Raw genomic sequence first — 12,205 nt, 5'->3', positions numbered from 1 at the left:
ATTGGGATGCGACCCTACCGCCGTGCGTACCGTAGGTTAACGACGCGGTTACGCCGTGGCGATCTTCGCCAGCCAACCGGTGGCGAAATCGGTCGGCAGCCGGCGTGCGGGGGCGTTCAACCCGCTTTCGCGCAGGAATGCGTGCGTGGCCTGGGCGAAGTTCTGGCGAGCAATCAATGCCGTCTGCTTCACCGCGCCCTGCTGCTTGCGCAGCTGCACGATCTGCAGGCTCGGCTTACCCGGCATCGCGTACTTCTGGTAGCGGCGCAGCTCGTCGGCCACCAAGGTGATATCGGCGTTGGCCTGCACCAGCGCCAGCTGGGCGCGGGCCAACGGCAGCACCGCCTCGCGCATGGGCACGGTGGCCTGCGGGGCGATCTCAGCCAGGGTGGCGTCCAGCGTGGCATCGGCGCGCTCCAGGCGCGCGATCAGGTCGGCCAGTGCCGAAAGAGAAGCTGCTTGCATCGAAAGGCACCGGCCCAAAACGCGATTGTCGCATGGCGAAGGTCACCGAACGCCGCACCCGGTAGCGCCGGCCGTTGGCCGGCCCAAGCAGTGCATGATCCGGCCAAGGAACGCCGCAATCCGGTAGCGCCGGCCGTTGGCCGGCCCAAGCGGTACGTGGTCCGGCCAACGGCCGGGGCTACAGCACTCAGTCGCCTTCGTGCTCCGGATGCGCCTTCCAATACCCCTTCGAGCGGATCCAGTCCTTCGGCACGCCCAGATGCCCCTCCACGTACTTGCGCATCATCCGCGCCCGGCGCGATTCGGTGGCGATCCAGTAGAACGTATCGCCCTCGGGCTCCTCGAAATCGGTCAGCACGTCTTCCAGCAGCGTGCTGGTGGCCGCATCAAACCCGTTGCGCTCCAGCCACGACACCCGGATGCGTTCATCCTCCGGCAGCTCCTGGCGGTCATCCGCTTCCGGAATTTCGATATACACATCCGCCCGCGCCCCTTCCGGCAGCGTCTCCAGCCAGCGCCCAATGGCCGGCAGCGCGGTCTCATCGCCAAACAGCACATAGGTATCGAAGTCATCGGCGGTGATATGCGAGCCACGCGGCCCACCCACCGCAATCGCATCGCCGGCCATGGCATTGGCCGCCCAGCGCGAGGCCACGCCATCGCCGTGCATCACGAAGTCGATGGCCAGCTCCTTCGCCTCCAGGTCCCACCAGCGCGGGGTGTAATCGCGGGCGGGCGAGGGCTCCTGGCCTTCCGGGTAGCGCGGGCCTTCCGGAGTCATGGTGGGCACCACGAACTGGCCTTCCGCATTCGGGAAGAACAGCTTCACGTGGTCATCCGGCGAGGGCGACTCAAAGCCCTCCAGCGCCTCACCGCCCACGATCACCCGGCGCATGCACGGGCTGATTTCCTCGGTGCGCAGCACCTGCAGCGGGCGGAACTTCACGGTGTGGCGCACCAACTTGTTTTCATGCAGAGCCATGGCGATGTACCTGTTTCAAAGCCGCCGCAGCGGCGTAGGGGGAATGACCTGGCTGGCGAAACGCGGGCGGGGTCGAATAAGGGGAAGAACGGTTCAGCGGCCCTGCGCGCGGATCTGCGCGGCGGCCTCACGCAGCGCCTGGGCCACCGCCACCGCGTTGTCGTCCTGCCAACGCGCGTGGTGCAGGCCCAGCGCCTGCTTCAGCTCGCGCATCGCATCGCGCACCACCGGCGGCAGGTTGGCCTTGGCAATCGAGCGCGCGCTGTGGCGCACACGGTGCAGCGCCGCGTCCACCTCCTCGCGCTGGGCGGCCAGCTCGGCCTGGCCCAGTTCGGTGAGCTGGTAGCGCTTGCGCCCGGCCTCTTCCAGCGCGCTCACCCAGCCGGCGGCCTCGAACTGCGCCAGCACCGGGTAGATCGAGCCCGCGCTGGGCGTGTACACCCGCACGAACATCTCACTGATGCACTGGATCAGCTCATAGCCATGGCGCGGCTGCGCCGCCAGCAGCGACAGCACCAGCAGGCGCAGGTCGCCGCGGCTGAGCGGGCGGGAAGTCAGCGGACGGGCAGGCCCATCCAGATCACGGGGAGCGGTCATTTCGATATATCGAATGAAGTGCGATAACGATATATCGAAAAAGACCAGGCGTGTAGGGTCACGCCATGCGTGACTGCGGACACGTTCAGCAACCATTGACCCCCGAAAGGACCGCGCCCAGCCAGGCATGGCCTAGTTCCAACCGGTCCGCCGCCACCACAACGGTTCGTCCCCCAGGTAGAACACTCCCCAGGTTCCACGCCCCCAATGACAGCGCTAGCCAACCCAGCCCCCCAAAAAACCGCCCACGCACCAACCTGAAGCCCCCCGTGGAACCCCCGCAACACCACGCGCCACTGTCGCCCCATGTCCCCAAGACACAACCGCAGCACTTCCATACGCACCCGTAGCGAAGTAAGCAAACCCATTGGTGCGCTACACTTTGCGGCTAGAAATCTAAAACAGTCGCGCGCGTGCGTGCGGTCATGGGAGCGCTAATGAACTGGTTGAACGAGGTGCTGAACAACGACCCGAATCCTGTGGAAACCCAGGAATGGATCGAGTCGCTGAAGGCCGTTATTGATGTCGAGGGCCCTGAGCGCGCGCATCAACTGTTGGAAGGCATGGTGGAACTGACCCGTCGTTCGGGTGCTTACCTGCCGTTCTCTCCCACCACCGAGTACGTGAACACCATCGCGCCGACCCTGGAGGCCAAGAGCCCGGGCAACGCCGAACTGGAATGGCGCATTCGTTCCATCATCCGTTGGAACGCCATGGCCACCGTGGTGCGCGCCAACCGCAAGCCGGGCGACCTGGGCGGCCACATCGCCAGCTTCGCCTCCGGTGCCACCCTGTATGACGTGGGCTTCAACCACTTCTGGCGCGCCCCCAGCGACAACCACCCCGGCGACCTGCTCTTCATCCAGGGCCACAGCGCCCCGGGCATCTATGCGCGTTCGTTCCTCGAAGGCCGCATCGACGAGCAGCAGCTGGACAAGTTCCGCATGGAAGTCGACGGCGGTGGCCTTTCCAGCTACCCGCACCCGTGGCTGATGCCCGATTACTGGCAGACCCCCACCGTGTCGATGGGCCTGGGCCCGCTGGCCGCCATCTACCAGGCGCAGTTCCTGCGTTATCTGGAAAACCGTGGCCTGATCGAAAAGAGCGACCGCAAGGTGTGGTGCTTCATCGGCGACGGCGAATCGGACGAACCGGAAACCCTGGGCGCCATCGCGCTGGCCGGCCGTGAAGGACTGGACAACCTGATCTTCGTGGTGAACTGCAACCTGCAGCGCCTCGATGGCCCGGTGCGCGGCAACGGCAAGATCATCCAGGAACTGGAAGGCGTGTTCCGTGGCGGCGGCTGGAATGTCATCAAGCTGCTGTGGGGCGGTTACTGGGATGCCCTGCTGGCCAAGGACACCAACGGTGTGCTGCGCAAGCTGATGATGGAAACCGTCGACGGCGAATACCAGAACTGCAAGGCCTTCGGTGGCGCGTACACGCGCGAGCATTTCTTCGGCAAGTACCCGGAAACCGCCGCCATGGTGGCCGGTCTTTCCGACGACGACATCTGGCGCCTCAACCGTGGTGGCCACGACCCGCACAAGGTGTACGCCGCCTACCACGAGGCCGTGAACACCAAGGGCATGCCGACCGTGATCCTGGCCAAGACGGTCAAGGGCTACGGCATGGGCAGCGCCGGTGAAGCGCTCAACCCGACCCACCAGACCAAGAAGCTGGACGACGAAGCGGTCAAGCACTTCCGCGACCGCTTCAACATTCCGGTGACCGACGCGCAGCTGGCCGATGGCCAGGTGCCGTTCTACCACCCGGGCCCGGATTCGCCGGAAGTGAAGTACCTGCAGGAGCGTCGTGCCGCACTGGGCGGCTACCTGCCGCAGCGCCGCCGCAAGGCCACCAAGAGCTTCAACGCACCGAAGCTGGAAACCTACGAACGCCTGCTCAAGAGCAGCGGCGAGCGCAGCTACTCCACCACCATGGCCTTCGTGCAGAGCCTGAACATCACCCTGCGCGACAAGGAACTGGGCCCGCACATCGTGCCGATCGTGGCCGACGAAGCCCGTACCTTCGGCATGGAAGGCCTGTTCCGCCAGATCGGCATCTATGCCCCGTTCGGCCAGAAGTACAAGCCGGTAGATGCCGACCAGCTCATGTTCTACCGCGAAGACCAGAGCGGCCAGGTGCTGCAGCAGGGCATCAGCGAGCCGGGCGCCATCAGCTCCTGGATGGCCGCCGGTACCAGCTACTCGGTCAGCAACGTGCCGATGTTGCCGTTCTACATCTACTACAGCATGTTCGGCTTCCAGCGCGTGGGCGACATTGCCTGGCAGGCCGCCGACATGCGTACCCGCGGCTTCCTGCTCGGCGGCACCGCCGGCCGCACCACGCTCAACGGTGAAGGCCTGCAGCACGAAGATGGCCACAGCCATCTGGCCGCTGGCGGCATTCCGAACGTGCGCAGCTACGACCCCACCTTCGGCTTCGAAGTCACGGTCATCCTGCAGCACGGCACCAAGCGCATGATGGAAGACCAGGTAGACGAGTACTACTACCTGACCCTGATGAACGAAAACTACACCCACCCGGAAATGCCGGAAGGTGCGGCCGAAGGCATCGTCAAGGGCATGTACCTGCTCACCGACGCCGGCAAGCCGAAGAAGAACGAGCTGCGCGTGCAGCTGATGGGTTCGGGCACCATCCTGCGCGAAGCCATTGAAGCGGCCGCGCTGCTGGAGAAGGACTTCGGCGTCACCGCCGATATCTGGAGCTGCCCCAGCTACAACGAACTGCGCCGCGATGGTTTCGACGCCGAACGTTGGAACCGCCTGCACCCGGAAGAAACCCAGCGCAAGGCCTACGTGACCGAGCTGCTGGAAGACCGCCAGGGCCCGGTGATTGCCGCAACCGACTACGTGCGTGCGTATGCGGACCAGATCCGCGCGTTCGTGCCGGCCACCTTCACCGTGCTGGGCACCGATGGCTTCGGCCGCTCGGATACCCGTGCGAACCTGCGTCGCTTCTTTGAAGTGGACCGGTACTACATCGCGCATGCCGCGATTGCGGCACTGGCCAAGGACGGGAAGATGACCGGGAAGGATGTGGCCCGGGCTATCAAGCAGTACAAGATTGATCCTGAGAAGGCTAATCCTGTCGGGGTTTGATTCGACGTCTGACTCATCCAGAAAAGGGCGACCGCAAGGCCGCCCTTTTCTTTTCTGGAGTAAGGCTACCTCAAAAAATCTGATAATGTCGACTGTGGTTCTATAGGAAATTAACCAACAGGGGGTGTGTGTGGGCGTTATTGTGGCGCAGGTTTCAGATCTTCATATTACGGACGAGAATTCAAAGGGAGCCACGAGGATTCAGGCGCTCGCTGGCTCTCTAGGGTCCCTCCGGAGCGAGTCCGAATCAATACTCATCCTTCTAACGGGGGACATCGCATACAGCGGTAACGCCGCCGAATACGCAGTGGCCTTGCGCGAACTGAGTGAGTTGAAAAGGAGGTTGCTAGATGAGTGGCACTTCTCCGATGTAAGGCTCGTGGCATGTCCAGGAAATCACGACGTCAACTTCTCCACACAGAAGCCTGCAATCCGATCAGCACTGCTGGGCGCGCTTGATTCAAGCTCTGATATGACGGAGGTTGTTCAAAGCTTGGCGGAAGCCCAGGCAGAGTTTGCTGCGTTTTCAGCAGCGTTGGACATTCAACTGGAGCAATTGACAGCTCTCGTCGGAGTTGCCCACGCGGAAATGGGAGGTGTCAGATTCAATCTAATATGCGCTAACACCTCTTGGTCGTCCAGAATCAAGGAGGTTCCTGGATCCATGCGGATGCCAACTGGAATGCTTCCGCATGTTGCGCAGTCAGACGATCTAACCTTCGCGCTCCTCCATCACCCCTTGAATTGGTATGAGCCACAGGACGGAAAGGGCCTATCCGACTGGCTAGACTCGAATGCAGATATTGCGTTCTGGGGGCATGAGCACCGCGAGGACTCCTTCAAAGTCACGCGTAAGAGAATGGGTTCGTCAGTTCAGCACTACCTGGCACGTCCGTTAGAAGACGACACCGTGGAGTGCGGATTTCGTTGTCTCGTGATATCTGGCGAGGGCGTGGGCGTTGAGGTTTCGTTCGCGCTGAAAGGGGATCGTTTCATACAGTCCACGCGCGAGGCTGTGGAAGTCAAAAAGAACCCGGCCCGTCAACTCGGACAGATTAGATTCAGTGGAAGTTTCAGGGCCTTCCTGACGGACATGGGGGGCGTGTTTAAGCATCCTCGACTCGAACGAAATCTTTCGTTGCAAGACGTCTTCATCGATCCAAGCTTCCGCTACTTCTCTGCAAGCTCTCCTGAACTGGATCGCGTAGATAGGTCTGTTTCCTTTTCCACCCTTCTCGACGAAATTCGGAAGAATCCGCTGACTGCAATATTTGGCGTGGAGCAGTCAGGCAAAACGACTTTTGCAAAGTATCTGGTTGAGGATGCGAGGCATCATGGTCTCACTCCGCTCTACTTTGACTGCGCGCGATTGAAGAGTTCAAATGCTGGCGACGTCACTGCATGGATCAGGAGCTGCATCGATAGTCAGTACGAGTCAGACTGCATAGATCTAGTGAATCAGGTATCTCCTGAGCATGCACTGATCGTGGTCGATAACACCCACGAAATTCCGGGTTCGTCCTCCATCGTTTCCGGAATCATCGACAAGCTGAAGGTGTTCGCCGCTCATTCAGTCTATCTGACCGCTCAGAACCCCGCAGTGACCATACTTGCAGCCAGCCACTCATCGGGGGTGGAAGTTAAGCAATGGAGTGACGCAAAATGGTACGAAGTACTTCCGCTAAGCAATAAGTCAAGGGCTGCTCTGATCCGTCGATGGGTCGCAGTAGGACGGGATGAATTTGCTGAGGCGGAGCTCATCGAGTCCGAAGCGCGCAGAATCAAAGTCCTGATGGACAGATCCATGGGTCGAAGCATCTCGATCAAGCTACCATTCTTCCTGTTAGTAGTTCTGCAGCAGATCGATGCCGGGCTGGACGCGCGAACGGTCGTGCGAAATGGTACGCAGGGTCATATATTTGAGGCGATGATATCGTCTGCAATCGATGAGCACGTTAGATCACACGATGTGGGTGTCGTCCACGATTTCCTGTCGCAGCTTGCGCTCGAGCTCCACGGAGAGGAATCGCACATAATTGGCGAGGACGGCTACCGCCGCATTGTTGCTGAGTTTAAAAGAGATAGATTTGTCGACATTCAGCATCCATCCTTGCTCAACGAGCTCATTTCATCAAGGATTTTGCACAAGTCTGGCTCGGGCGTGGCGTTCAAGTACGATCATTTCTATTTTTACTACTTGGCAAGGTGGATATCGTTCAACAAGGAGAGCCAGGCTGCCTCAGAACTTCTCGTTGATTTCATCGATAAAATTCACAGTGAGTCTGCAGCGAACGTTGTCACCTTCCTGGCTCACTTTGGCAACGAGAAGTGGGTGCTCGGCTATCTAATGCCCGCTGCAGACAAGCTCTTTGAGGGATCTACCGAGTGCGTACTTGCAGAGCATGGCGCGCTAGCCACGAAATATCGTCCTCTTGACGCGGGGGTTGTGCTCCTCGACGGAAGCCCGTCAGAGGTAACCGATCATGTGAGCGATGTTGAGGACCAGGCGGATGGCGATCTCTCCACCCCTGAGCTGGAGGACGCTTTCAAGTACATGACAGCCGCCCGAATCATTCAAGTGCTTGGGCAGATCATGCGAAGTAGAGCAGGTGGTGTCGATGCCCACGGAAAGACTGCAATCGCGAGAAGTGCAATGTCGCTCGCCCGTAGATTGATGACTGTGCTCTATGGTGCCGCTGAGATTTCTGCAGATACAATTATCGAGCATGCTTCCGAGCTATTTGACTCGGACGTCAAGTCAAACTCGCGCGAGGCGAGGCATCAGGCAACGCAGCTGATTGCTAACGTGGTAGGGGGGATCGCTAAGGGTTTAGTAAGCAGAGCGGCCGATGTGATGGCTACCAAGGACCTCCTCCCGCTGATCGATAGCATCGAACGAGAGGCCGCCACCGCAAAGGATTTGGATCTTGAGCTTATAGCGCTTTGCGCAAGAATATCGGCAGAGCAGGAGTATCCTCAAGATCGTGTAAACTCGATGCTTCGCAGAATACCTGATAGCGATATACTGTCCTATGCGGCGTTGTCGTATTCGGTAGCCAGGATGTTTTTCTTGTCCCCGCCATCTCGTGCAATTAGAGACGCGGCTTGTGCAAGACTTGGAATACGCCAAGCCACGATCCCTAAACTGGAGCATCGGGCAAGAAGATAGTTGGGGTTCGACGGGCTGGCGCGCGCCAGCCCGTCTTGTCGTCACCTTGTGGGGCACGTCAAGTTCCAGCTACGTACTTGAGATGAGCTGATGCGATAGTGGCAGTGCAGATGGCGGGCGATGGTGCGAGGAGTAGGTTTTTTACTCGGCGTAGCCGCTCAAAAAGGAGCAGCCTATGGTTGCTCCACCTCTACAATGTCCCTACAGGCTAGTGAACTGTGTTTGGCGTATGAGGATCCGACAGTCCGGCAAGAGCGGGTGCCGGCCTTCATGTCGAACAGGTGAAATGCGGGGCGTGTCGTACGCCCTAAGAGCCGTTGAATCGGTTCGCTCTATGCCACTCAAGGTACGTGGGGTGGGGTCTGTCGCTGATCTTCTCAGGCACAGTCATCACGGTGCGGAGCGGTAGTGCTGCAAGGGCGTCGTGGTGCATCGCCGAGCGAAGAATTCTGTAGTCGTCGCCGATTGAAATCAGGCCTCGATCAAATAGCCAGTGGACCGTTGCGGTCATGGCGATGCCGTTGCGAACGCTGTCGGGTCCGTTCTCTTCAACGGGCAAGATGTGTGCGCCTTGAACCTCTGGACTACCCTTCCTATCCGAGAATCGCAGTCCGGTGATCGCGCAAGTATTCGAGTACACAATTCTGACTTGCCTGCGAAACGCCACGTCTCGAATCTTTCGTGTAACCGTCGTAGTGGCGGTTGGCCGCTCGGTCAGGGGCGGAACCGGGAGCAAAGGATTGAAACGTTCCTTGTCAGATTCAATGCGGGCTTCCTCGATTGAAGGTCCGAGGCCGGCGGCGATGATTGCTGAAAACTCCTCGTCCGGGATCAGGCGCACGGAGCGGCCAAACGCGCCCTTGTTAGTCGATCCGTCCTCCTTCTGCAGAAGACTTTCCCAGTAGCTTCCGTTGACCTTGAATGGCACCTTCTCGTCGAACGCCACGTATCCGGCAAGGTCGGCGAAATGGTGGTCGGCGCGGTTGGGATCCGGCCGAACCCTTACTATTTGCGCAGTCGCGAAATAAGACTGGGATCCGGAACGATCGAGGCCGCTACTCCTTCGCGGTTCGTAAAACACTACCTGATCCCCCTCAGCCTCCATCACTTGTCTGAGGTAGGTATTCGGGAAGTGATACCAATGTTCTTTCAAGTCTTCGTAGGCGGAGTTTTCCGCAGCGGTGAGGACGGCCTTCGTCATGGCACTCTCCATGTGATAGGTCTAGCCTATCAGGCCGAATGCGACAAGTTAAGTGAGGTGCCAATCGCTCGAGATCGATAGTTGGAGTATGCGGCAGGCCGTTAGCAACGCAACTGGCATGTCTGGCCGGGCCTTCGGAGACCTATCTAGCCCCAGAACTTGTCAACCCGGCACAGATCGAAGTCCTGCCCGTAGGCCAGTGCAGCATCACTAGGCGGGAGATCTGCGTACCAGGACAGCTCTCTCTCATCCATTCCAGCCTCCGCATGGTCGATGGCGAAGTAGCCCAGCATCGCCTCATCAAATTCCCGCAACCAGTTAGCATCGATACGATTCATTTTTTCTACTGCCCTCTCAGCGATTTCCCAAGATTGCGTGCACCCCATCCCAGATCTTGAGACCGTAGCGGGCCATTTGCGGCAAGCATTAGGCAGCGCCTACCAAACCGCAGAAATCAACAGCAACAAGCGATTTCCCATCCGTTGACGACTCCATCAGAGTGGTCTCCGGAGCGTAGAAACTCCTCTGACTACACAATGTTGGACGTCCCGTTGTCGGGAGGGTGGCTAATACAACACCCCCTGTGGAAATACGCCCGCCGAATGTAGTCAGACGGTTTCTAACCTCCCGACCCCCTCGCCATCCCGGCGAGGGGCGATCCTTACAGGAGGTCCAACATGCAAACGCACTGGGACGACACGTCCTTCGATGAACTGCCCTCACGGCGCCGCGCGCGCCAGGCGCATCTGGCCGGCACCGCGAAGCCTGCAGCGTGCTCACCGCCCCCGGAGTTCCACGAGGAGCTGAAGGTGCCCTACCTGAAGATCCGCGGCCGCTGGCTGCGGCAGATGGGCTTCAACGTGGGCCGCAAGCTGCAGATCGAGGCCTGCGCAGGGGTGATCACCATCAAGCTGCTCGGCCCGCCGGCTGTGGAGGACCCACGGGTGCCCCGTTTCGTGGAGCGCACGATCTACCACGGTGAGATCAATTCCGAGTCGGGGCAGTTTGTCCCCGAGGACGTCATCCAATGAAGAAGCAGGTGTACATGAGGGTGAAGGTAGACCCGGATCTACGCCGCGCCTTTCAGCTTTCGGCGTGGCGTAGCGAGCGTTCGCCTACGAACGTGCTGCGGTCGTTGATCCAGGACTGCGTCAACTTGGATCGAAGCGCCCAAGGCGTTGATCTCTACGTTTGGGGGGATTCGTTCCCGGTGGGGAGCGAAGTACCGAAGGAGCAGGGCAGGCCCCGCTGAGGGCGTGCCGGGCCGGCCTGCGCCACCGGCCCTGATTGGTAGTTCCGTGAAGCCATGTGCACGTGGCTTCCGGAGGGATGTTTGCCTCACCCCATTCGCATGCTGCGGGCTTCCAGCTCCTGCTGGTTCTGCTGCGTGCGCTGTTCGGTCTGCATGGCCAAGGCCTGCCGTTCCTGGCCTGCTTCATCCAGCCGCTGCAGCGATTGCTCCACCGGCGTCTGCACCGCTGTTTCAGTGGCCATGGCAGCGCGCTGCTGTGCCGGGTCATGCAGGTTGCCCTGCACCACGAACACGTTGCGGCCTGCGGCACCCTCTGCGGTGGCTTGGCTCAGTACCACGTGGTCAGCCCGGTCCAGCTTGTTCTCCACGGCCAGCGCGGTGAGGCTGGCGGTCAGCCGTTCGCTGGTTTCATCGAAGCTGCGCCCGTGTTTGGCGTCCAGCGCGGCCACGTGTTCGCGTATCTGCTGGTAGAGCGGGTAATGCGCATCGCCGGGGCGCAGTGCCGCCAGCCGGGTGTTCGGGTCCTGGCCGGGCAGGTCATTGAGCACCACCTTCGGGGTTTCGATGCGCTGCCGGTACGGGTCATCTGGGTGGAAGTGGGTTGCCTTCTCCTCGCGCTCCAGGCGGACCTCGCGGGTGTCGTTCAGCCCTTCCAGTACGCGTGGGTTGCGTTCCTGCATGGGGAAGCCGCTTTCGGTGTGGTGCGACCAAGTGCCGGCCTTCGGGTCATACTCGTGGTGCGAGCTGCGTATGCCGATGACGTTGGGGTTGCTGGTGGGCAGCGACTGGTCGGCCATGCTCAGCTCATACACGCCCAGCTTGGCCACGTAGGCGGTGGCCTGGCCCCACGGCATGGCGTCGTAGGCATGGCCGGCGGTGTTCCATGCCCGCGCGGTGCCCCGGTAATCGTTGTTGAGCATTTCCTTCCAGACGTTCTCGGCAGCGTCTTCGCTCAGGTTCTTGCGGGTGGCTTCCAGCAGGATGCGCGGGGTCCAGCAGTTCGGGTCCAGGTTGTGGCGCTCGAAGGCAAGGTCGTGCGCCTTCTGCACATCCCGGCCCGGAAGGTTGAGGGCCAGGGTGGGGTTACCGGCTTCCAGCCAGGCCTCGCGGCGCTCCAGATCGCGGTGCAGCAGGGTCTGGCCGAACTCCTCCCACTGGCGCTCTGTCAGGGTGCGGTTCTGCAGCTTTGGGTTGCGGTCGTGCTGATCGGCCGCTTCGAGCTGTGCATAGGCATTGGCCACCTGGCCGGGCAGGTTGTCGTTGCGCACCACGCCCAGCGCCAGCAGGCCGTAGCCATCATTGCCCTGCTTCTGGGCAAGGTAGTTCCAATACCGCTCGCGGTTGCCGTCGTCGGCGTACGCACGCAGGATATCGAGATCCTTTTGATTCAATCCGCTCACGCGTTGTTCCTCCT

The 12,205-nt window shown here is 60.6% G+C and carries 9 protein-coding genes; 3 read left to right on the top strand and 6 right to left on the bottom strand.

Annotated features, from left to right (window positions below; genetic code table 11):
• Nucleotides 1-48 precede the first annotated feature (48 nt).
• The 3 genes from SOM39_RS09490 to SOM39_RS09480 form a co-directional block, all read right to left on the bottom strand.
• Nucleotides 49-465, bottom strand: a complete 417-nt coding sequence (locus tag SOM39_RS09490) for a hypothetical protein (RefSeq protein ID WP_320458200.1) — start codon at nucleotides 463-465, stop codon at nucleotides 49-51.
• 187 nt (nucleotides 466-652) lie between these two features.
• Nucleotides 653-1,447, bottom strand: coding sequence for a siderophore-interacting protein (locus tag SOM39_RS09485; RefSeq protein ID WP_095364439.1), 795 nt, complete (start codon nucleotides 1,445-1,447; stop codon nucleotides 653-655).
• Between the two features lie 93 nt (nucleotides 1,448-1,540).
• Complete coding sequence (locus tag SOM39_RS09480; protein WP_320458199.1) at nucleotides 1,541-2,044, bottom strand: PadR family transcriptional regulator; 504 nt, start codon at nucleotides 2,042-2,044, stop codon at nucleotides 1,541-1,543.
• Nucleotides 2,045-2,481: 437 nt separating this feature from the next.
• Here SOM39_RS09480 and aceE point away from each other — a divergent pair, with 437 nt between their 5' ends.
• Both aceE and SOM39_RS09470 read left to right on the top strand, forming a co-directional pair.
• Nucleotides 2,482-5,169 (top strand): pyruvate dehydrogenase (acetyl-transferring), homodimeric type, encoded by a 2,688-nt coding sequence (aceE, locus tag SOM39_RS09475; RefSeq protein WP_068848840.1) that lies wholly within the window; start codon nucleotides 2,482-2,484, stop codon nucleotides 5,167-5,169.
• A gap of 130 nt (nucleotides 5,170-5,299) precedes the next feature.
• The gene (locus SOM39_RS09470; protein WP_320458198.1) at nucleotides 5,300-8,338 is read left to right on the top strand and encodes a metallophosphoesterase; all 3,039 of its coding nucleotides are present in this window, start codon (nucleotides 5,300-5,302) and stop codon (nucleotides 8,336-8,338) included.
• Between the two features lie 307 nt (nucleotides 8,339-8,645).
• On the opposite strand, the gene SOM39_RS09465 is transcribed toward SOM39_RS09470, so the two are convergent.
• Nucleotides 8,646-9,539, bottom strand: coding sequence for an HNH endonuclease (locus SOM39_RS09465; RefSeq protein WP_320458197.1), 894 nt, complete (start codon nucleotides 9,537-9,539; stop codon nucleotides 8,646-8,648).
• Nucleotides 9,540-9,685: 146 nt separating this feature from the next.
• Nucleotides 9,686-9,877 (bottom strand): hypothetical protein, encoded by a 192-nt coding sequence (locus SOM39_RS09460; RefSeq protein ID WP_320458196.1) that lies wholly within the window; start codon nucleotides 9,875-9,877, stop codon nucleotides 9,686-9,688.
• 339 nt (nucleotides 9,878-10,216) lie between these two features.
• Between SOM39_RS09460 and SOM39_RS09455 the strand changes: the two genes are divergently transcribed.
• A complete protein-coding gene (locus SOM39_RS09455) occupies nucleotides 10,217-10,570 on the top strand; it encodes a SymE family type I addiction module toxin (RefSeq protein ID WP_249833662.1) in 354 nt (117 codons plus the stop codon).
• A gap of 307 nt (nucleotides 10,571-10,877) precedes the next feature.
• Here the strand turns inward: SOM39_RS09455 and SOM39_RS09450 are convergent, their stop codons facing one another.
• Nucleotides 10,878-12,191 (bottom strand): XVIPCD domain-containing protein, encoded by a 1,314-nt coding sequence (locus SOM39_RS09450; protein WP_320458195.1) that lies wholly within the window; start codon nucleotides 12,189-12,191, stop codon nucleotides 10,878-10,880.
• Nucleotides 12,192-12,205 lie beyond the last annotated feature (14 nt).

The organism is Stenotrophomonas sp. CFBP8994 (assembly GCF_034044835.1).
GTDB classification, from domain to species: Bacteria; Pseudomonadota; Gammaproteobacteria; order Xanthomonadales; family Xanthomonadaceae; genus Stenotrophomonas; species Stenotrophomonas rhizophila_A.
This window is presented reverse-complemented; position numbering and strand designations above follow the sequence as displayed.

Coding starts and splice junctions, on each gene's coding strand:
- SOM39_RS09490 (WP_320458200.1), bottom strand. CDS start 465: ATGCAAGCAGCTTCTCTTTCGGCACTGGCCGACCTGATCGCGCGCCTG.
- SOM39_RS09485 (WP_095364439.1), bottom strand. CDS start 1,447: ATGGCTCTGCATGAAAACAAGTTGGTGCGCCACACCGTGAAGTTCCGC.
- SOM39_RS09480 (WP_320458199.1), bottom strand. CDS start 2,044: ATGACCGCTCCCCGTGATCTGGATGGGCCTGCCCGTCCGCTGACTTCC.
- aceE (WP_068848840.1), top strand. CDS start 2,482: ATGAACTGGTTGAACGAGGTGCTGAACAACGACCCGAATCCTGTGGAA.
- SOM39_RS09465 (WP_320458197.1), bottom strand. CDS start 9,539: ATGACGAAGGCCGTCCTCACCGCTGCGGAAAACTCCGCCTACGAAGAC.
- SOM39_RS09460 (WP_320458196.1), bottom strand. CDS start 9,877: ATGAATCGTATCGATGCTAACTGGTTGCGGGAATTTGATGAGGCGATG.
- SOM39_RS09455 (WP_249833662.1), top strand. CDS start 10,217: ATGCAAACGCACTGGGACGACACGTCCTTCGATGAACTGCCCTCACGG.